The 21169-nt window shown below is 67.4% G+C and carries 14 protein-coding genes; 7 read left to right on the forward strand and 7 right to left on the reverse strand.

The window, feature by feature from the left end:
- A partial coding sequence (locus tag G6O54_RS26675) for a DUF1559 family PulG-like putative transporter (RefSeq protein WP_165230177.1) occupies positions 1-902 on the forward strand: 902 nt, incomplete at its 5' end.
- Positions 903-907: 5 nt separating this feature from the next.
- On the opposite strand, the gene G6O54_RS26680 is transcribed toward G6O54_RS26675, so the two are convergent.
- Together G6O54_RS26680 and G6O54_RS26685 are read right to left on the reverse strand one after the other, a co-directional pair.
- Entirely contained in the window at positions 908-2551 is a 1644-nt protein-coding gene (locus G6O54_RS26680) for an FAD-dependent oxidoreductase (RefSeq protein WP_205679051.1), read from the reverse strand.
- A 49-nt stretch (positions 2552-2600) separates the two neighbouring features.
- Positions 2601-3485: a hypothetical protein gene (locus tag G6O54_RS26685; RefSeq protein ID WP_165230180.1), complete on the reverse strand. Its 885-nt coding sequence runs from the start codon at positions 3483-3485 to the stop codon at positions 2601-2603.
- Between the two features lie 408 nt (positions 3486-3893).
- Here G6O54_RS26685 and G6O54_RS26690 point away from each other — a divergent pair, with 408 nt between their 5' ends.
- Positions 3894-4037 carry a hypothetical protein gene (locus tag G6O54_RS26690; RefSeq protein ID WP_165230183.1) on the forward strand — a complete coding sequence of 48 codons (144 nt, stop codon included), beginning with the start codon at positions 3894-3896 and terminating at the stop codon, positions 4035-4037.
- A gap of 548 nt (positions 4038-4585) precedes the next feature.
- On the opposite strand, the gene G6O54_RS26695 is transcribed toward G6O54_RS26690, so the two are convergent.
- Entirely contained in the window at positions 4586-6721 is a 2136-nt protein-coding gene (locus G6O54_RS26695; RefSeq protein ID WP_165230187.1) for a glycoside hydrolase family 32 protein, read from the reverse strand.
- A 364-nt stretch (positions 6722-7085) separates the two neighbouring features.
- On the opposite strand from G6O54_RS26695, the gene G6O54_RS26700 reads away from it, so the two are divergent.
- Positions 7086-10430 carry a DEAD/DEAH box helicase gene (locus G6O54_RS26700; protein WP_165230190.1) on the forward strand — a complete coding sequence of 1115 codons (3345 nt, stop codon included), beginning with the start codon at positions 7086-7088 and terminating at the stop codon, positions 10428-10430.
- Positions 10431-10520: 90 nt separating this feature from the next.
- Here the strand turns inward: G6O54_RS26700 and G6O54_RS26705 are convergent, their stop codons facing one another.
- A complete protein-coding gene (locus G6O54_RS26705; protein ID WP_165230193.1) occupies positions 10521-11735 on the reverse strand; it encodes an aldo/keto reductase in 1215 nt (404 codons plus the stop codon).
- Between the two features lie 316 nt (positions 11736-12051).
- On the opposite strand from G6O54_RS26705, the gene G6O54_RS26710 reads away from it, so the two are divergent.
- Together G6O54_RS26710 and G6O54_RS26715 are read left to right on the forward strand one after the other, a co-directional pair.
- The gene (locus G6O54_RS26710) at positions 12052-13464 is read left to right on the forward strand and encodes a protoporphyrinogen/coproporphyrinogen oxidase (protein WP_165230196.1); all 1413 of its coding nucleotides are present in this window, start codon (positions 12052-12054) and stop codon (positions 13462-13464) included.
- A gap of 1 nt (position 13465) precedes the next feature.
- A complete protein-coding gene (locus tag G6O54_RS26715) occupies positions 13466-15724 on the forward strand; it encodes a DUF3500 domain-containing protein (RefSeq protein WP_165230199.1) in 2259 nt (752 codons plus the stop codon).
- On the opposite strand, the gene G6O54_RS26720 is transcribed toward G6O54_RS26715, so the two are convergent.
- Positions 15702-16601 carry a hypothetical protein gene (locus G6O54_RS26720; RefSeq protein ID WP_165230201.1) on the reverse strand — a complete coding sequence of 300 codons (900 nt, stop codon included), beginning with the start codon at positions 16599-16601 and terminating at the stop codon, positions 15702-15704. The genes G6O54_RS26715 and G6O54_RS26720 overlap by 23 nt on opposite strands.
- Before the next feature lie 300 nt (positions 16602-16901).
- Between G6O54_RS26720 and G6O54_RS26725 the strand changes: the two genes are divergently transcribed.
- A complete protein-coding gene (locus G6O54_RS26725; RefSeq protein WP_165230204.1) occupies positions 16902-18482 on the forward strand; it encodes a N,N-dimethylformamidase beta subunit family domain-containing protein in 1581 nt (526 codons plus the stop codon).
- 24 nt (positions 18483-18506) lie between these two features.
- Here the strand turns inward: G6O54_RS26725 and G6O54_RS26730 are convergent, their stop codons facing one another.
- Both G6O54_RS26730 and G6O54_RS26735 read right to left on the reverse strand, forming a co-directional pair.
- On the reverse strand, positions 18507-19202 hold the full coding sequence (locus tag G6O54_RS26730) for an LrgB family protein (RefSeq protein ID WP_165230207.1): 696 nt from the start codon (positions 19200-19202) through the stop codon (positions 18507-18509).
- Positions 19195-19605, reverse strand: coding sequence for a CidA/LrgA family protein (locus tag G6O54_RS26735; protein WP_165230210.1), 411 nt, complete (start codon positions 19603-19605; stop codon positions 19195-19197). The genes G6O54_RS26730 and G6O54_RS26735 overlap by 8 nt, the downstream gene beginning before the upstream one ends.
- Before the next feature lie 189 nt (positions 19606-19794).
- Here G6O54_RS26735 and G6O54_RS26740 point away from each other — a divergent pair, with 189 nt between their 5' ends.
- Positions 19795-21156 carry a Gfo/Idh/MocA family oxidoreductase gene (locus G6O54_RS26740; protein ID WP_165230213.1) on the forward strand — a complete coding sequence of 454 codons (1362 nt, stop codon included), beginning with the start codon at positions 19795-19797 and terminating at the stop codon, positions 21154-21156.
- The last annotated feature ends 13 nt before the right edge of the window (positions 21157-21169 follow it).

The following is a 21169-nucleotide window of genomic DNA, read 5'->3' on the forward strand; positions in this document are numbered from 1 at the left end:
TCGATATCCTGCCCTATCTCGACTCGACAGAGCTGTCGACGAACTGCAACCCAACCAAGACCTACATCGACCCCAGCTCGGATAGCCCCGCGATCCCCGGCAATCTCCAGATCTCCTCCACGAACCTCAGCGTCCTCACCTGCCCGGACGATCGCACCGTCGCCGCCCAGCAAGGGAACCTGAGCTACGTGGTCAACGGCGGCTTCTCCCGCTGGCACGCTTTCCCCCTGAGCTGGGAAGTGGGACCGAAGGATAGCGGCGGGTCGAATGGAGTGCTCGCCAAGTGGTCTCCGGCCACCAGCGGGATCACCGGGTTGTCCTGGCAGTCCAATGCGGCCGTCACCCGCCTGCTCGGCGTGATGTTCCTGGGGACATCGACGGGCAAATATCCGTGGGACATCAAGACCCGCGACGTGGACCTCGTCGATGGCGCGAGCAATACGCTCTTGCTTTCCGAGAATTCGCTGGCGGGCTACTCCGCGGGGTCGTCGCTGTCGGGAGGAACGGTGACGAACTGGGCCTGTCCGCTCCCGAACTTCTGCATGTTCAACGGCTCCCCTCACGTCTGCACGGCGGTCTCGGGTTACTACGATTGCACCGATGGGATCCTGACCGCCGGCCTGAACGGGACCGTCGACGGATCGGGCTGGGCGGCCGGGAACAACATCGCGACGAGGGACAACATCAATTACTCGTACAACTCGACGGTGGAAGGCTCGTCCATGTCGCCGAACAGCGGCCACCCCGGCGGCGTCAATTGCTTCTTCTGCGACGGCTCAACCCGGTTCATCAACGCCAAGATCGATGGCACCGTCTGGGACAAGGCGATCACTCCGGGCGGGAGCCGCCTGCCGCTCTACTGTCGGCAATTGCCGATGAGCCAGGACGACATCACGCCCTGATTCGTTCAGCGGCCCTTGAGGTGCAGCACCTGCCGGTCCGCCAGCAGGCGGTCACGGAGCTTCGGATAGGGGACGTCCTGCACGGACTGGCCATCGTCGATGGCGAGGCAGGCGGCGGTGGCGGCGGACTGGCCCAGGATCATGAAGACGGGCTCCATCCGGATCGAGCCGTAGGCCGCATGAGACGAGGACAGGCAGACGGGGACCAGGAGGTTCCGGCACTCGTCACGTTTCGGCGTCAGGGAACCGTAGGCAATCTCGTAGGGCCGGGGCGCGGCCACACCGATGTCCCCCTCGTTCTGGACGTGGCCGCCGGAGGTCACGTACCGCTGGACGTTGTGCGAGTCGAGCGCGTACGAGCCCATGCCGACGGACTCCGGCGTCTCCTTCAGGTCCAGGCAGTCGCGATCGGTCATCACGTAGGACCCGACCATCCGCCGGGCCTCGCGGACGTAGATCTGGTGGGGCCAGCCGCCGTTGTCGGTGAATTCGTCCTTCGGCAAGCCATAGCGGGCCATCTGGGAACGGACGTCGTCCGGGACGCGAGGATCGTTCGCCAGGAAGTACATCAGCCCCTTCTGATATCGCTGATGTTCGGCGAGGATCTCGCGGCGTCGCTCGTATCCGGCCTCGGGGTAATCGTGGCTCATGCCGATGTTATCGGTGCTGAAGGGCCCGTGGTTGTTGGTGTCGGTCTTGTGATTGGGGATCGGGTCGTACTTCTCGAAGGTCTCGCGCCAGCCGGTGGCGAAGACGCGGAGGATCAGCTCGTACTGGCTCGGGTCGTAGCCCTCGGGCTTCGGGAACGGGAGCCGATTCTCGGGCGCGGAGGAGAGGCACATCCGATAGCAATACGCCTGGACCTTTCGGTCCCCCTCGCCGGTCTTCCCGGGCGGCTCGGGGCTGATCCGCGGCAGGAGGCCGCTCGACGGGTCGCCCGGCACGCGGTACGGATCCACGGGCTTCTTGAAGTGATGACCGTGGTGGCGGTCCTCGAGCTGGACACCGTTGTGGGACTCTCCGTAGGTCGCGTTCGACTCCCGCCCGACGTGGTAGGTCACGCCGGCCGCGGCCACGAGGTCCCCCTCATAGGTGGCGTCGAGGAACACCTTGCCCGCGAACGCCCGGCCGTCGAGGGTCCGGAAGGAGACGATCCGTCCGTCCTGCTTGGTCACGCCCCCCGGCGACCGATCGAGCCAGGCGTCTCGGACGACCGAGATGTCGTTCTCCTTCACCCAGTCCTCGAAGACGACTTCCGCCACATGGGGCTCGAAGATCCACATCGTCCGCGCGGCGCCGTCGACGGCCGGGGTCCCCTGCCCCTTGTTCCCATACTCGGCCCGTTTCTGCCACCTCCAGGCCGAGTCGTCCTGGTAGTGGAGCCAGACGCGGTGATAGAACTCGCGAGCGATGCCGCCGATCGCCGCCTTGTTGCCCGTGTCCGTGAAGCCGAGCCCGCCGCTGGAAAGCCCACCGAGATGCCCGTCGGGGCTGACGACGATCACGGTCTTTCCCATCCGCTTCGCCTGCACGGCCGCCGCGATGCCCGCGCTCGTACCCCCATAGATCACGACGTCATGACGGGCGGGTTCGGCGGCGACGACGGCCGCCGTGGTCACCATCAGGAGCAAGGCCGTTCCGGGCAGCATCTCGGAGGTCCCCAGGACAGAACACACGAGGCAAGGTATGACCTTCCGGTCAGTGTGAAGCCTGACCCGCGTTGCCGCCATAGTATTCAAGGCTCTTGACGAGCGACCAGCGGAGGTCGCTGGCGATCGGCACGGGGGGCTGTTTCCCCTTCAGCAGGCCCATCGCGTCGAGCTGCCTCCGCAGTGCCGAAACCCGATCGCGGAACTCGACGCTCTCCGAGAGTCGACGTTCCACGAGCATCCCCGAGGCCGGATCGGGCTGGAGGATGGTCTGACGGTCGAACGCCGCGTACCCGGGTCCATAGCCGATCAGCCCCCAGTGCGTGATCGACGCGCCGGCCTCGAGGGCCATCTGGTAAGCCCTGGCCAGGTCCGGATCGAGTCGGCGCTCCGAGCGGATCACGTAGCGGCGGGCCAGCTCTGCCCAGGATAGCGACGGCTCCCAGGTGAACTGATCGTAGGCGAAGTAGACCGGCTCCAGCTCCTTCTGCAAGGCGGGCTCCCAGGAGATCTTCTTGAGGCCGGCACTTGCGGCCACGGCGACGTATGTCCGGACCACCGGCTCCCAGCCCCGATGGAAGCCGCGGACGTCCGCGATGGTCTGTTTCGCGTCGGCGAAGCGGTAACCTTCCAGGCCGCCGCCGCCGTCCTCGTGGCCGATGACCACCGGGGCATCGACCTGAGACTTGACGTCGTCGCCGATCCAGCGGAGCCAGCCGAAGAACTCGAGCCTGGGGAACTCGGCGTGATGCTCTTCGATCCGCCGGGTGGCATCGCCGAACATCCGGATGGGCGCCTTGATCCGGATCTCGGGTCGGCGGGCCACGGCCGCGGCGTAGGCGGCGCGGAAGCACTGATAGACGGCCTCGCGATTGCCCACCAGGTCGCGGCACTTCGGGCAGCGGCATACCTTGTGGGCCGAATCCGAGAACATGTGGCCGATGTGGAAATCGAGGCCGTCGATGCCGGGATAACGGCCGACCAGGCATCGACGACGGCGGCGTAATACTTCGAGGCGGCCGGGTGCGAGAGGCAGGCGATCGTCTGCGGCGCGTAGAGGACGTCGGCGAACGTCCCGGTGCCGGCCTCGTAGGGCTTGACCCTGGACGCGTCCGCGGCCGGCGAGAGCATCTCCGGGACCGTGCCGACCTCCATCGAGTAACCCGAGGCGATGTAGATGTCGGATGCCCAGACCTTCAGGCCCCAGGCGTGCATCCGATCGATGAGCGCCGGGTAGAAGTCACGCTGCGCGTTCGGGTGCCTCGGATTGACGAGCTTCGGAAATCGCGACGACGGATAGGTGAGCCCCCAACCTCGGGCGAAGGCCAGCAGCTCATAGTCGGTGATCCGGAACGCGGCGATCCAGTCGGCGAAGGCGTTCACGCCCTCGGGAGTCGAGGGATCCCAGTATTCCAGCGCCATGTTGAACGGCCCGGCGAACATGGCGTCCGTCTTGATGTGCCGGCTCGAGAAGGCGGGCGTGTGAAGGCCCTCGAAGGGGTCGATCACGACGTTCCCCGCCTCATCGCGGTAGAGGCGATCGCAGAGTGTCAGGATCGCATTGCGAAGCCCGACGGACGTGTCGCTCGCGAGGATCAGGGCCTGACCACCGGACCCCTTCGCTCGGACGGCCGCGAAGCCCTGATCCGCATTCTCGCCCAGGCCGGCGAGCTTGCCGTCGGCGTCGAGCTTCACGCCGGCCTGCCTCAGGAGCGCACCGCGCTCCCCAGGGAATGGCCCCTGGACGACGAGGACGGTCGTCTCGGGCACCTTGAGACCGGGATCGGCGTCGCTCACCTCGATCGTCACCTTCAGAGCGTCGCGACAGACTGCCTGGAGTCGAAGTGCGGCCAGTCTCGCGGGGCTCTCCTTGCCGACGGCCATCGCGATCCTGCCCCGCGAGACGCCCTTCGGGATCAGGATCAGAGGCGGCTCGTCCGAGCGGGCCGCCCCGCCGGCCAGCGTGCTTACCAGGACGAAGAGCCGCAGGATTCGGACCGACATGTTGCTACCTCCACTCGCGTCATGTTGCTCTCAGTGCGACGTTCGGTCGGTCGGCATCGGCCAGGCGGACCTGAGCTCGTGGGCCACCAGTCTCGTCAGTCGTATGGGTCCGCCCCGAGCGGAGATCACCAGGCCCTTCCCGTCGGCGGGCGGGATGACCCCGCGCGAGATCCCGACCCGGCCGTCGTCCCCGAAGACCTCGATCGATCCGCGATCGACCAGGACGTGGAGCGAGACCCGGTCCCCTTCGATCGGCAGCGGGGCGGCGATCTCCCCGGTTCGCAGCGTTCCCGTCCGTCCATCGAGCTCGACCGGCACGCCGCGGACGGTGAGCGAGAGGGACGCCGCCCGATCGACCGTGGCTTCGGCCTCGACCTCGATCAGGTCCGAGCCAAGGTCCAGCCGGACGTCCCTGCCAGGCTCGATCATTCGAGCGGTGATCTCATGCCGGACGCCTCGGAGCCCGGCCAGCTCGCGGACGGGGTTGGCATGGAGCCGAGGACCGTCGGGCGATTGCCTCAGCGTCAGCTCGACGGGGACCGTCATCTGCTGGTTGAAGGGCATGTCGGGGAAGCTGATGCCGTGTCCCCAGCCAACCTGGATCCGCCTCCCGCCCGGGACGTTGCTGAAGGTCTGTCCGGCATAGAAGTCGCCGTACCACACCCGCCGCTTTTCGGTCGTCTCGGGCGTGAATTCGCGGCCGTCGAACCGGCCCACCAGGTAGGCGCCGTCGCCCCCGTAGATCACCCATCGCGACTCGCCGGGGTGCCCCTCGATGGGCAGCTCGAACAGGTCCGGGCACTCGAAGAAGCCATCAAGGCGACCTTCGAGCTTCCACGCCCTGAGGTTCGCGGAGGAATGAAACGCGATGCCTTCGTGGCCGGTGATCGCGTCGTAGACGGCCATGATCCAGCGCCTCGTGGGCTCGTGCCAGAGTAGCCTCGGGTCGCGCCCGGCGTGCGTGACGACCGGATTTCCCGCGTAGTCCACGAAGGAGCGGCCCTGGTCGATGCTGTACGCGAGGCATTCGCCACGGCGGACGCTCGTGAAGGCCGCGACCATGGCGGGATGCCCGGGCCGTCCCCATCCGGACGTGTTCGGAAGGTCGACGACCGCACTACCTGAATAGACGCCGTCGCCGTACTCGCGAGGCGAGAGCGGCAACGGCCATTCCGTCCAGTGGAAGAGATCCGGGCTGACGGCATGCCCCCAGTATGTCGTCCCCCAGCCACAGCCGAAGGGATTGTGCTGGAAGAAGAGGTGAAAGAGGCCGTCCTCCCAGACCAGCCCGTTGGGGTCGTTGAGCCAGCCCCGCCTGGCCGTGAAATGGAACTGGGGGCGATATCGCTCGCGGTAATGGCCCTCCGCCCCCGGGACGTCATCATCGAGCTTCAGTTGGTCCAGGGCCCTCGACGCCGGTGGGAGCATCGATTTCACGGTCAGATCGCGGCCCTTCACGGCTTCGAGATCCAGGAACACCCAGAAGTCGACGGCCTCGCCCTGATCGGTCAGATTGACGTCGAAGTCGTGGAGCGCCTTGCCGTCGGACTCCACCCTGACCCTGCGGACCCTGGCGTTCCGCGTGACCGGGATGTGCAGGTAGCGGCGGCCGACGACCAGCTTCCGCGTCGCCGGCTCGGGTGCCTTCTTGCGGTCGCTCTGGACGAACTGGTCGACGCAGATGTGCCCCCAGTTCAGGGTCCGGGCGTCGACGATTCGCAGCGTGGCGGCCCGGCCCTCGAACTCGCGCACGTCCCACGTCGCCCACTCGAGTCGCTCGCTGCCGCCGGGTTCCGTGTTGGGTCCGCTGGCCGTCCTCACGACGCGGCCGTCGATCAGAAGGTCGACGCAGGTCTCGCCCGCGAACCCACCGCCTCCGACCAGGAAATTCAGGTAAGTCCGCTCGATGCGAAACGGGGGAGACGTGAGCGTCCCGGTCGCGGCGTCGCCTCCCATGTAGGAATTCACCAGGCCCCGTCCCAGGAAGCCATCCGGATACGACTGGCCCGGGAAGGCCCCTCGAGCCGGGTGCTTGCCGAACGCCGTGCCTTTCGCGTCCCAGCCTGCGTAATCCTCGCCCTCGAAGTCCGCAACGGCGATGTCCCCGCGGTCGGCGGCCATCGCCGTACCGGCGAAGAGGCAAACGACCAGGGTGAACGACGACATGACCCTGATCGCGGTCCGGGTCGGCGAGGCGATCTGATCCACACGATGGTCCTGGATGCTTGGAATGTCGCGGTCCCAGCGGCAACATCGGTCCGCGACGGGATCGTCTCCCGGGGATCGATGCGGTGGGAAGGGCGTGAAACGCAGGGTAGTTGTCCGGCAAGGGGGACCGCCGGAACCACCCGAGGGCGGGTTGCCGAGGGTTCATGATGCAATCGCCGCATGTCCCTGTCGAGAGGTCACCGTCCCGGCCCGCTCCGCGGGGAGCGTGCGGCCCGCATGGTGCACCGCTCCTCGATCTTCGTAGAATGATCTCACGATCGAGCGCGGTGTCCTCGATATTCGACTCGGAGGACTGCACGAAGTGTTCACAGCGGCCCTGGCCCCCTATGTCTCGCGAAAGCAGCGCGAATCCGGCCACGACCTTTTCGTCTCGCGGAAGGTGAAGATCGTCGAGGGCGATCCGTGGGGCGTGACCGCGACGGTCCAGGGAGATCGCCCTTATGAAGTGCATCTCATCAGGGAGCGATCCACGATCGAGGCGAGCTGTACGTGCTCGACCTGCGAGAACTCTCTCGACCACTGCCAGCACATCTGGGCCACCCTGCTCGCCGCCGAAGGCGCGGGCCATCTCCTGGGGGACGGAAGCCGGACGGTGCGGCGTCTCAGGCTGATTCTCTCGGACGGCGATGTCGATCTCGAGGACTGGGATCTCTTCGAACCGGTTCGACCGTCACCGAATCCACGCGGTCGGGGAAAACCAACGAAACGGAAGGCCCGGTCCCGTGGACCTCGAGAGACGACTCCCCTGTGGAAGCGGACGCTGGCTAGCCTGAGCTCGATGGCGGAGCCGGAGGCGGCAACGGCCCTCTCGTCCCTCATGCCCGGACATGAGATCGTTTATGTGGTGGACCTGGCGGCCTCGCTGGCGGGTAACGGGCTGGTGCTCGAGGTCGGGACTCGCCATCGCAAGAAGGACGGGGAATGGAGCAAGCCGAAGCCACGGCGTTTCGGCCGGACCGAAATCATGCAGTTGCCCGACGCGGAGGATCGTCGGTTGCTCTCGCTCCTGGCCGGCGCTCACGAACAGGCGAGCAGCTCCTATTATGGATATGGTTACTACGCCGACACACGCGCACGCCTCCAGCTCACGCAGGCGATGGCCGAGGCCATGCTGCCGCTGCTTTGCGCCACGGGCCGATGCCTGGAGAGTCCCTCGGAAGAGGACGGCATGCTGAGGGTGCTCCGCTGGGATGGAGGCGAGCCGTGGGATTTCTGGCTCGGAGTGAAGCCGGACGCCGGCGGCAAGAACTACGTGGTCACGGGCGAGTTCCGGCGAGGCGAGGAGAGACTCTCGATGAAGGAGCCGTTGCTGCTCCTGAGCGGCGGGCCGATCTTCTGGGAGGATCGGGTCGCCCCGCTCCGGGACTTCAACGCGTTCCCCTGGATCGTCCTGCTCCGGCAGAACGGTGAGCTGCGGGTCCCCGCCGAGCAGAAGCTCGAGTTCCTCGAGGACCTGCTCCGGATGAAGGACCTGCCCCGGCTCGACGTACCCGAGGACCTCAGGTACGAAGAGGTCGCGTCGATGCCCCGTCCTTGCCTGACGATCACGTCCCGCGACCAGCAAGGCCGGCGATACGAGCGGGGGCCGAACTGGCTGGTGGGCCAGCTCTCCTTCGATTACGAGGGTCATGTCCTCCCCGCACGAAGCTCCGCCCGGCACGTCTTCGAGCCCGAGAATCGGCGCCTGCTCCTGCGCGACCCCGAGGCCGAACGGACCTTCGAATCGAGGCTGGAACAGGTCGGTTTCCGCCGCAGGAACGACTACAGCCGGGGTGAGGTCCTGGAACTGTCGGCCACCCAGCTTCCGAAGGCGGCGAGTGCCCTGATCAAGGAGGGCTGGAAGGTCGAGGCCGAGGGGAAGCTGTATCGCCAGGCGGGCGATTTCCGGATCGAGGTGACGTCCGGGATCGACTGGTTCGAGCTCCACGGCGGCGCAAGCTTCGACGGACATGAGGTGCCGCTCCCCGCCCTGCTTGCCGCCCTCAGGCGCGGCGAGAACCTCGTGACGCTGGGCGACGGCAGCTTCGGCCTGCTGCCGGAGGAGTGGCTGAAAAAGTACGCGCATCTGGCCGGGATGGGGACACCAGAGGGGGATCATCTCCGCTTCCGCGAGACGCAGGTCGGACTGCTCGATGTCCTGCTCTCCGAACAGCCCGAGGTGCGCTTCGATGAACGTTACGAACGGGCCCGTGAGCGGTTGCGCCAGTTCCAGGGCATTGCGCCGGCCGACCCTCCCGCAGGGTTCCAGGGCGAGCTACGCGGCTACCAGCGTGACGGCCTTGGCTGGCTCCATTTTCTCCGGGAATTCGGCTTCGGCGGCTGCCTGGCGGACGACATGGGACTGGGCAAGACCGTGCAGGTGCTCGCCCTGCTGGAGGAACGCCGCGAACTGCGGGCCGGGGCCAGCAAGGACCGCCGGACGCCGCCATCGCTGGTCGTGGTTCCGCGCTCGCTCGTATTCAACTGGAAAGACGAGGCCGCTCGGTTCGCCCCCAAACTCCGCGTCCTCGACCATACCGGTATCGGCCGCGACAAGCTGGGAGAGCGATTCGAGGAGTCGGACGTCATCTTGACGACCTACGGCACGCTCCGGCGCGACATCGTTGCCCTCAAGGACCACACGTTCGACTATGCCATCCTCGACGAGGCCCAGGCGATCAAGAACGCCACCAGCCAGTCCGCGAAGGCGGCCCGCCTGATCCAGGCCGATCATCGCCTGGCGCTCAGCGGCACTCCCATCGAAAATCACGTCGGCGAGCTCTGGAGCCTCTTCGAGTTCCTCAACCCCGGCATGCTGGGCAAGGCCGCGGAGTTCGGACCTGACGCCCGGAGCGGCGATCAGGAGAGCCGGATGCTCCTGGCGAGGGTCCTCCGGCCTTTCATCCTTCGGCGCACCAAGGAGCAGGTCGCCAAGGACCTCCCGGAGAAATCCGAACAGACGATCTACTGCGACCTCGAGCCGGACCAGCGCAAGCTCTACGACGAGCTCCGCGAACACTACCGCAACTCGCTGCTCGGTCTGGTTGACCGCGACGGGATCGCGGGATCGAAGATCCAGATCCTCGAAGCGTTGCTGCGCCTCCGCCAGGCGGCCTGCCATCCCGGCCTGATCGACAAGACCAAGGCGACGAGCGAGTCGAGCGCGAAGCTCGACGTGCTCCTGCCTCAACTCCGCGAGGTCTTTGAGGAGGGGCACAAGACCCTGGTGTTCTCCCAGTTCACGAGCATGCTGGCGATCGTCAGGCGGCGGCTCGACGAGGAGGGTATCCCCTACGCCTACCTCGACGGCCGCACCCGGGACCGACAGGCGCGAGTCGAGCAGTTCCAGGAGGACCCCGACTGCAAGGTCTTCCTGATCAGCCTCAAGGCCGGTGGCCTCGGCCTCAACCTCACGGCCGCGGACTACGTCTTCCTGCTCGACCCCTGGTGGAACCCCGCGGTGGAGAGCCAGGCGATCGACCGAGCCCACCGGATCGGGCAGGTCCGGCCGGTCTTCGCCTACCGCCTCATCGCGCGGGATACGGTCGAGGAGAAGGTGCTCCAGCTCCAGTCCCAGAAACGGACCCTGGCCGATGCCATCATCAACGCCGACAACAGCCTGATCCGAAGCCTCGGCCGAGAGGACCTGGAATTGCTGCTTTCCTGACTCGCGCGGCCTGGTATCGGATACTCACGCATCATCGGCCAGAGCCGGCTCTCCGCGCCGGCTCCGGCCTCAATCCGGGCCGGCGGTCGATCAGCTCAGCAGCCGATCGACCTCCGGGAGGATCCGCGAGAAGTCAACCTTGTGATGGCACGCCTCGCGGGCGGCGGCGAGGTCGGCCCCGCGCCAGCCGCGATCTTCCTCGGTAAGCTCGGCGTAGGACTCTCGCGCCACGGTCCGCATGCCGTGCGAGTCATAGTAGGTGTAGAACCGGGTCAGGTCGCCAAGCTTCGCCTTGGTGCCAGCGGCCAGCGAGCAGCGACCGTCGCAGCCGGGGCACATGGTGGGATTGGACGCGAGGACCGCGTCGCGGAGCTCGTCGATCTCGGCCTGCTTGAGAGGCTCGAAACGGCGGACGGCATCCGCATTCTCGACGCACTGCTCGGTGTTCCGCAAGGTCACGCACGAGGACGAGAATCGCTCATCGGTCCAGATCGCCTGCAGCAGGCCCTGGGCCGGGGTCAGGCCCTTCGCCTTGATCGACGGGACATGGTCGGCCGTAAACTCGGTCTGGCCGGCGAGCTGCTTCATGGAGACCAGCCCGATGCCCTTCGCGTGGCAGGCGTCGAGGGCCCGGTTGAGCGGGGAATCCTTATCGAGCCAGGGCGAGTACTTGAGCATGATCACGTCGATGAAACCGCCCTCGGCGGCGTTCTGGATCTGCTCCGCGATCTTCGCGTCGTGGGTCGAGAAGCCGACTAACTTCACCTTGCCGGTCTTCTTCAGCGCCTCGGCGGCCTCCTTCAGCTCCTTGCTCTTCGGCCAGTCGGTCTGGGCCGTGTTCAGGCCGTGGAAGAAGAGGAGATCGATGGTGTCCGTCTTGAGCAACTCGAGCCGGCGATCGAGCACCTTGAGCATGGCCGACGGCGTGCCGACGTGACTCTTCGTCGCCAGGAAGATCGTCTTGCGGACTTCGGGCTCGGCCGCCAGCCAATCGCCGATGACCTTCTCCGAGTTCCTGTAACCCTCGGCCGTGTCGTAGTAGCGAACCCCCTCGCGATACGAGGTCCGAAGCAATCGGGCCAGGCCGGCCGGCTCACCGACCGTGCCGTGATTGAGCAAGGTCACCTCGACGCCCGTCTTGCCGAGCTTCCGCGTGGTCAGGACCGGCTTGGCCTGATTCGCCCTGGCCTCCTGCGCCGGGGCCTCACCGCCGATCAGGCTCGCGGACGACGCCACCGCCGTGGCCGCCGCACTCGTCTGAAGGAACTGCCGGCGATCGATGGAGTGCTCCTGGGCACGATTCATCAGTCCACTCTCCGCGTTTTGGGATGTGAGGCTGGATTTCCCGGCTGGACGGGCGAGACCCATTGAACAAGTGTGAAACACCGGAATCCTACTCGATTCATACTCGGATTGCCCACGTCAATCCCGTGCGTACTCGTAAGCAATCCGGGGCCGCGATCCCGCGGTGCTTGCGCCGTGGCTGCGGATTGTCACGATTCTGCTGAATGCAGGGGCGAGTTTCGACCGATAGTGCATGGCGAGACGTCATCGCGTCGCGGTCGCTCGATGGCGACTGATCCGGGCCCGCGGAACCGCATGGGCATTGGAGCGAGAACGCATGCACGATCTGCCGGTCGTCGTTCTCGGAGCCGGGCCGGCGGGGATCGCGACCGGTCTCGAGCTCGGCGAGCTGGGCGTCGTGTTCGAGGGGAGCACGGTTCCGGGAGGTCTCTGCCGGACGATCGAGGTGGACGGCGCGACCTTCGACCTCGGTGGCCACTCGTTCCACACCCCGCATCCGGAAGTCCGCGAGCTGGTCTTCGGCGCGGTCGACATGTTCGAGCAGAGGCGCGACGCGCGATGCTTCGTACGAGGGACCCTGATCCCCTATCCCTTCCAGCAGCACTATCGCCACCTGCCGGATAAGGATCTAATCGCCGAGTGCGACGCCGGCCTCGAGGCGGCCGGCGGGAGCGTCGAAAACGGCGACTATGAAGGCTACCTGCGGGCGAAGTTCGGTGCGGGCATCGCGCGTCATTTCCTGCTCCCATACAACCGCAAGCTCTGGAAGACCGACCTCGCCGAGATGTCGCCAGAGTGGGCCGGGGAGCGGGTCGCGGGGACGACCCGGAGGGACGGAGACGGCCATTTCGCTCGCTCCGGCGGCAAACGGACTCCCCTACGCGATGACACGAGCGTGGCCTATCCGGCACGAGGCGGATTCGGCGAGATCCTCGGGGCACTGGCCGGCCGGCTGCAGCGACTCGAGCCCGGGCGAGCCGCGGCATGGATCGACCCGGCGGCGCGGCGAGTGACCCTGCGGGATGGAGAGTCGCGAGGCTGGACCCGGCTCGTCTCCACCCTCTCCCTGCCTCGACTGCTGGCGATCACCGAGGGAGTTCCGCCGGACCTTCTTGAAGCGGCCGGCCGGCTGAGATCGCTGCCGGTGGCCCTCGTCATGGTGGTCGTCGGTCACGCCGTGGATACGCCCATCCAGCGAATCTACAGCGCAGAGGCCGACTGCCCGGCTCACAAGATCGTCGTCAACCACAACTCGTCGGACTTCCTCCGCGCCCAGCCGCGTCACGGGATCATGGCTGAGGTTTCGCTCTCGCCGGGGCAGACCGAGCCAGCCCCGGATCTCGCCGCCATGGTCCTGAAATGCCTGCGGGAGATGGGCCTGGTCGGTGGCCCCGAGGAGGTCGTGAGCACGCGAGTTCTCGTCGCTCCCGACGGCTACCCGATCCCGACCCACGACCGGAATGAGATCGTCCGGGATGTGCGTGCCTGGCTAGAGAAGCGGGGGATCTTCACGGTCGGCCGGTTTGCCGAGTGGGCCTACATCAATGCCGATGAGGCGATGGCTCGGGGCCTGGCCCTGGGCCGATCACTCCGCGCGGAGCTCCGCGCCGAGGGGAGGTCGGCACGACGACCCCTGCGGGCATCGCGGGGCGAACCCCGAGCCTCGGTCACGCGTCCACACCTGGATTCGGCGCGAATCGTCGCTTCCGATGGATCAAGGGGCCGATGACATGACGGAGAAAACGCCCCCGGGCGCCGGTCCCGACGCCGCCGCGGAGACCGCGGTGAAGGCCCTCTTCGATAGCCTCGGCCCTGATCAGCGGGCCGAGGTCTGCTTCCCCTGGAATCACGTGGATCCGCGTCGGGGACTGCTCCGGAGCTTTGTGTCGAATCACTGGTACGTGACCCGGCCGTTCATCCGGAGCGCGTTCTACACGAGCGCCCAGCAGGACCTTGTCCACGACATCTACACCGGGCTGATCAACCCGGAGTGGTACGACAGGTTCCTCCAGCAGACGCGGGACGACACGTACGGGCAGGACTGGGGCGAGGAGCAGAGCCTCGCGATCTTTGGGACGCCGGGCTCCGGGAAGTTCCAGTTCGTGATGACCGGCAGGCACATGACGCTGCGGGCCGACGGCGGCAGCGAGGATCGGCTGGCATTCGGCGGGCCGATCCTCTACGGGCACGATCCCGAGGCGACTTACACCGAGCGGTCCGGCCACCCGGGCAACGTCTTCTGGCACCAGGCGGAACTCGCCGCCGGCGTGCTCGATCTCCTCGACGGCCCCCAGCGTTCCGCGGCGATCGTCGACCGTCTGCGGCACGAGGCCGACATGAGCTTCCGCACCGCGAGCGAGCGAGATGGCCTGGCCGTTGCCGAGATGACGGCGGATCAGCGGACCGAGCTGCGGAAGGTCCTGGCCGCGCTCCTGGATCCGTTCCGCGCGTCGGACCGGCGACGAGTGCTCGCCTGCCTGGACGCCCAGGGCGGCCTGGACTCCTGCCACCTGGCCTTCTATCGCGAAGGCAGGCTCGCCGCCGGCGATTCCGGGCCCTGGGACAACTGGCGGCTCGAAGGGCCGGCGTTCGCCTGGTATTTTCGCGGCTCTCCCCATGCCCATGTCTGGGTGAACGTGGCTGACGAACCGGATGTCCCCTTCAACGCGAGCATCCGCGAGGTGGTCGATCCCATGCCGGAACCTTCGGTCCTGACTCGACGAAGCTCGCGACCCCGAACCGGCCGAATCGTCGCCATCTCCTCGGTCAAGAACGAGATTGACATCATCGAGCCGTTCGTCCGCCATGCGCTGACGTTCGCCGAGCGCATCGTCGTCGCCGACAACGGGAGCACCGACGGCACGCTCGATATCCTCCGGGCGCTCGAACGCGAGGGGCTGCCGCTGACGATCGTCGAGGATCCGTCGGCCGGCAAGTACCTGTCCCAGAGGATGACGCGCCTGATGCGTGAGTTCGCGGTGGATCAGCTCGGGGCGGACTGGATCCTGCCGCTCGACGCGGACGAGTTCCCGATCGTCGACGAGGGTCATTCATTGATCCCGGAGGACGCGCGGGCCGACGCGACGATCTCGCTCCCATGGCGGACGTATGTCCCGGAGGCGAGCGACGACGCGGCGCGGCGGAACCCGGTCCTTCGCATCCGGCACCGGCTCGTCGAGGAGGCCTTTCCCTACGTGAAGGCGATCGTCCCGCGGGCGCTCGCCGTCCTGCCCGACGCCGTGCTGACCCAGGGCAATCACGCGGTGAGGATCGGCGATCGACCCTGCGACGCCGTCGGAACAACCGGCGCATGCCTCGGCCACTTCCCAGCCCGCGGCGAGGGCCAGTATCTTGCCAAGGTGGCCATCAGCGCCTTCCAGCACCATGCGATGGGCTCCCAGGCGGCCGGGCTGGCATTCCACCTCTGGGAGCCCTATGAGCTCTTGAAGCGAGACATCGAGGCCTTCTCCGCCAGCTTCGCGGAGGGGGCTCGCCGATTTGCCGTCCCTCCCGGAGCACCGTTCCACCCGGAGACCGTGCTGGATCCGCTCCCCTATCACGGCGGCCCGATCCTCCATACTCCCAAGGTCAACGACCGCGAGCGAGGCTGGCACGCGGTGATCCGCTATGCCGAGTCGCTCGCGGACCGGTACGCGGCGCTGAATGCGGGTCTCAGCCCCGACCAGCGAGTCGCCAGGGAGAGGAAACTGAACGAAGTCGTCGCCCACTCGCCACCGACTCCCCTCTCGCCCGCAGATCCGGAGGCCCCGGTCGTGGATCCCCGCGTGCGCGAGCTCGAAGCGGCGCTGGGGCGACAGGCCGCCGAGATCGAGGGGCACCTGCGAGACCTCCGTCGCTCGTGGACCTGGCGCGTCGGCTCCGCCGCGGTCTGGCCGGCCGCCCACGCTCGCAGGGTGGCCCGCGGGCTGCTCGCGCGTCGCCGACGCCCCGAGGAGCGGCCCGACGTCACGCGGGCGCGGGGTCGTTGACCGGGATCGGGGCCTCGAGACTCATCCGCTGCGGATCGGCGGCACGGGCGACCGTCCCGGTCAACGCGGGGAGCGACCGATCGCCCGAGAACCCGGCTCCACGCCCGGGAAAGGCCGCCTTGATCCGGGGGCGGTTGTAATGCAGGCATCGGCCGTAGAAGCTGTCGATGACCTGTCCCTCCTCCGGGGCGTGGAAGGCGACGATCTCGATGATCTCTTCCCAGCTCAGGCAGCGGATCTCGAGCCGTCGCCAGGTCGGCTCGAACCAGTCGCGAAACCAGTCATCGCGCTCGCCGGCATAGTCCTCGACCCGGCGCCGGACCTTCCGGCGGACGGCTTCGAGCGCGGCGTCCCAGGTGAAGACGCCGTCCTCGATCCGGGCCCTGGGTGCCAGGACCAGGAGAGCGAGGTCCTCCATCGCCTCCGGAGCACGCCCCGAGCGCCGGAGGACCTCGGCCATGCAGGCGACCGTGCGCGCCGCCTGGTCGTAATACGGGGCGTTGCGCACTCCCGCGGAGAGCCTGGCATAGAGCTTGGCCTCGAGGACGACGAGCTGGGTGCCGTCCGGCCTCAGGGTTAGCCCGGCCGTGCCGGGGTCCCCGATGAGGAAATGCCCGAGCACGCCGTCGGCATGCGAACGCGCCTCGGCCAGCCGGTCGCCCCGGTATCGAGGCAGGAACGCCGAGGGGAGCCAGGGCTCGGAGAACCATCGCGCCCCCGGCTTCGGCGAGAGCGGATACCGATCTCCCCCGTGCCGGGCGAACCAGTCGAGGACGATCCGCAGCAACCAGCCCTCGTTGAAGAGGACCGACGGCGGGAACGACGGCGTACCGGCTTCGCACGCCTCGAGCATCTCCCGGATGCGTTCCGTGATCATGGATATCGATCCGTCATTCTCGTGGTTGATCGGCGCGGGGCTGGCGGCCCGTCCGTGGCTCCTCCTAACTAAACATTGTACCCCGTCCTGGTATCGCGTTTCATCTGAACTCTTGTCGATACAGATCATCCGCCATCACGCGGCTGATTGCATCGAAACCTCGGTGGGCGATCGCGAGCGAGGACGTCTGGCCTCCTGCCGGGCGATTCGTGGTATGGTGTCGACAGATACCGAGACGCGCCGCGTCCCTCCCGCCATCCGAACTCGACTCGCCGCAGAGACGAAGGAGGTCCAGTCGTCATGTCCGACCGTCCCAACGCCAGCGCCCGTGGAACGCTCCGCCGCCGCCCGTTCCTGTCCCGGCTCGCCGGGGGCCTCGGCGCACTCACTTTCGCCCTACGGCACAGGGCACACGGCGACGCGCCGGCCGTCGTGCCGGCCCGTGCGGGCGAGTCGGACCTGATCCGGGCCGAGAATCGCAAGGCGGGTGCGACCGACTGGCAATTGACGCGAGTCAGGGCAGACGGCTCGGGGTATCGGTCGACCTGGATCGAGGGCTACGCCTCGAAGCAGAGCGTCCGGGCCGGAGAGACGATCGACCTCATGGTGTCGACCAACCCCGCGCGGCCCTTCGAGATCGAGGTCTTCCGGACCGGCTACTACGGCGGCCGGGGCGCCCGACTGATGGCGAAGCTCGGCACCTTTTCGGGCAAGGTCCAGCCGACGCCCGAGCCCGGGATCAAGGACATCCACGAGTGCCGCTGGCAACCGGCGACGACGCTGAAGATCCCCGCCGACTGGACGAGCGGCGTCTACCTGGCCCGGCTGACGACGATCCCCGCGGGCGAGGCCGAGGCGTACTGGCAGAGCTACATCCTCTTCATCGTCAAGGACGATCGCCCCGCCGACATCCTCTTCCAGTGCTCGGACAACACGTGGCAGGCCTACAACAAATGGCCCAGCCATTATTCGATCTACACCCACCCGAAGGACGAGCAGGGCCCGTGGGCCCAGGTCAGCTTCGACCGCCCCTATGCCCGCGAGGGCCAGTACGAGGCCGTCGTCAACGATCCGCTGACCATCGGCGCGGGGGAGTTCCTGCCGCTCGAGTTTCCCCTGGCCTACTGGCTGGAGCAGCACGGCTACGACGTCACCTACTGCTCGAACAGCGACATGATGACGCCCGAGCGGGGCCTGAAGTGCAAGGCGTTCCTCAGCGTCGGCCACGATGAATACTGGGATATCCGGATGTTCCGGAGCGTCGAGGCGATGCGCGACGCCGGGGTCAGCCTCCTGTATCTGTCAGGCAATGCCATGTGCTGGGTCGCGCCGATGACGCCGTCGAGCGACGGCCGGCCCAATCGCGTCTTCTTCCGCGGCGGACCCTACGGAGCGGAGAACGACTACGCCCTGCTCCGCGAGAAGCTGCACGGCCCCTTCCCCGAGCATGGCCCGGACGAGGGCCTGCTCCTGGGCGCCCGCAACGTGGAGCCGGTCAACGGCGGCGGCGACTGGATCGTCGTCAAGCCCGAGCACTGGATTTTCGAGGGGACCGGCGTCAAGAAGGGGGACCGGATCCCGGGCCTGATCGGCTGGGAGTACCACGGCGATCCGGCCTCGATCCCCGGCCTGGAGATCGTCGGCGCGGGGACCGCCTGGGTGAGCGGCGAGGTCCCGCAGAAGTGGGCCGCGACGATCTATCCCGGCCCCAAGGGGAACTTCGTCTTCAACGCCTCGACCATCTTCTGGTCCCAGGGCCTCTCCTCCCCGCCCGGCCACACCCTGCCCTGGTCCCACTGGTCGCGCCCCCACGGGCCGGACGAGCGTGTCCAGCGGATCACCCACAACCTGCTCCGCCGGGCGCTGGGCCGGCAAGCATAGTCGTCCCGGAGGCATACGACGGAATCACGGGCGCATCAGCATGGCGAGAATTGGAGCCGCCAGGACGTTGACCACGCCCACCAGCACCATCACCACGCCGGCGACGGAGCCCTCCTCGTCGCCGAGCTGGTGGGCCTTCGCCACCCCCGCGCCGTGGGCCCCCATGCCGAGGAGGGCACCACGAGCCATGGCCGTCCGCAGGGGGAGGTGCTGGAGCAGCGCTTCTCCCATCGCGGGGCCGACGACGCCGGTCATCACCACGAAGATCGCGGTGAGGTCCGGCGAGCCCCCGAGTCGATCCGACACGATCATGGCGAACGGCGTGCTCATCGACCGGGGCAGCAAACTCAGCCGCAACGGGCCGTCGAGCCCGAAGAGCCTCGCCAGGAACCAGGCCGAGGTCATCGCCGTCGCGCTGCCGACCAGCACGCCGACCGTGATCGCCGGCCATTGCCGCCGCAGCAAGGTGCGTTGCTCGTAGATCGGGACCGCGAAGGCGACGATCGCCGGGCCAAGCATCGCCACCAACCACCGCGTGCCGTCCAGGTAGTCGCGATGGTTCGTCCTCGTGGCCAGCACGAGCCCCATCAGGAGGAGCGGCGTGAGAGCCAGAGGTGCGGACCACCACCTGGGAAACCGGGCGTGGATGAGCTTCGAGGCCGCGTAGAGCCCGATGGTTGCCGCCGACCAGAAGGCCGTCGACCGGAGCGAGTCACTCATGGGCCGCGAACCTCCCGATCAGGATGACGCAGGCTTCGATCACGAACGCGGTGATCACCATCACGATCACGATGCCCAGGATGATCGTCGCCATGACTCTCAGCCCGATCCAGCCGAACAGCTCCTCCTGCCCGAGGATCCCCAGCACGGCCGGGACGAAGAAGAGCAGCATCTCACCGAGCAGCCAGTGGGCCCCCTGGCGGACGCTCCTCACGTCGATCACCCGCCCCGCCAGCAAGCCCAGGAGCAGGAACATCCCCAGGATCGCCGGCGGGATCGGCACCCCGAGGACCGCCGAGAGCAGCCCCCCCGCCTGCCAGAGCGCGACCAGGACCGCGACCTGGAGCACCCCGCTGGACCTCAGGCACTGACGCAACCAGTCAGCCAATTCTCGCAATTTCATCCGAGAATCCATGTGAGAAACCGCGTGCGATGCCACCCGTTGGTCGGCGACCGAAGGCTCAAGTGTAGGCCCGCTGGTCCGTCGTGGTAAGACGACCTCGACCTTGGTCCGGCATCCGGATGGCAGTATCCTGGGTGGAGGAAGCTCGTGATCCGGCCCTTCCGCCGCCAACATCCCGACGGTAATTCCATGACCACCCCTCCGAGTCGTCGTCAGTTCCTGGAATCCACGGCCGCCGCAATGATGCTGGTGCCGATGGCCGAAGCCGCATGCGGCGAGGAGCCGAACCGTCGGCCGCGGATCGCCGCGCTCGCGAGCACGTACTTCTACCTCTCCCACGCGTATCACATCGTGGGCCGGTTCCTGGACGGCTTCACGGTCTACGGGGATGACCGGGCTCCCGCCGGGCGGGAAGCGACCTCGCACAAGCCGGCATTCGACGTGGCCAGCCTGTACATCGAGCAGGTTGCCGAGGACTCGGACCTGGGCCGCGCGAAGGCGAAGCGGCACGGCGTCCGGTTGAGCCCGACGATCGAGGACGCCCTCACCCTTGGCACCGGCAAGCTCGCGGTCGACGCCGTCCTGCTGATCGCGGAGCACGGAGATTACCCGCTCAACGAAAAGCTCCAGAAGCTCTATCCCCGCGGCGCCTACTTTCGACAGGTCCTGGACGTGTTCCGTGCCTCCGGCAAGGTTGCGCCGGTGTTCATCGACAAGCACCTCAGCTACAGCCGGGCCGAGGGTCAGCGGATGGTGGACCAGGCCCGGGGGCTGGGAGTCCCCTTGATGGCGGGCTCGAGCCTGCCCGTCACCTGGCGGTTACCGGAGCTGGAGATCCCCCTGGGCCGGCCGTTCCGCGATGTCCTCGTCGCCTCGCGCGGGAATCTCGAGATCTTCGGCTTCCACGCGCTCGAGACGCTCCAGTGCATGGCCGAGCGACGTGATCGCGCGGGCAAGCCTCAGGGCGTGAAATCGGTGACCTACCTCGAAGGCGAGGAGGTCTGGGCCGCCGCCGACCGGGGGGTCTGGTCGTGGGAGCTGTTGAAGCATGCCCTCGGCCGCAGCCACACGCTCAATCCGGGCGACATCCGTCAGAACTGCCGCGACTTCGCGACGCCCTCGGTTCGTGACGCGTCCACGATCCTCCGCGGCCCCAACGCGTTTGTGGTGGAGTACGTCGACGGCCTGCGGGCCACGTCGATCATCCTCAATGGTCACGTCGACGACACCACGGTCGCCGTCCGCACGCAGGATTCGCAGGGTCGGGAGACGATCGTCTCCACCCTGACGTACCTCCCCGCGCCGCCGGGTGCCCGCTTCTTCGACCCGCTCGTCCTCCGGATCGAGGACTTCTTCCGGACGAAAAAGCCCCCCTACCCCGCCGAGCGCACGCTCCTGACCGGCGGCATCCTCGACGCCGCACTCGACAGCCGCGTCAGAGGACACGTCCCCGTCCCGACGCCGGAGCTGGCCGGCATCGATTACGAGGCGCCTGCGGATTCGGGATTCATCCGGACGCCCCTGGCGGAACCGAGACCGAATCGCTTGTAGGTCGTATCGGCTG

Source organism: Aquisphaera insulae, assembly GCF_011064615.1.
Classification (GTDB): Bacteria; Planctomycetota; Planctomycetia; order Isosphaerales; family Isosphaeraceae; genus Aquisphaera; species Aquisphaera insulae.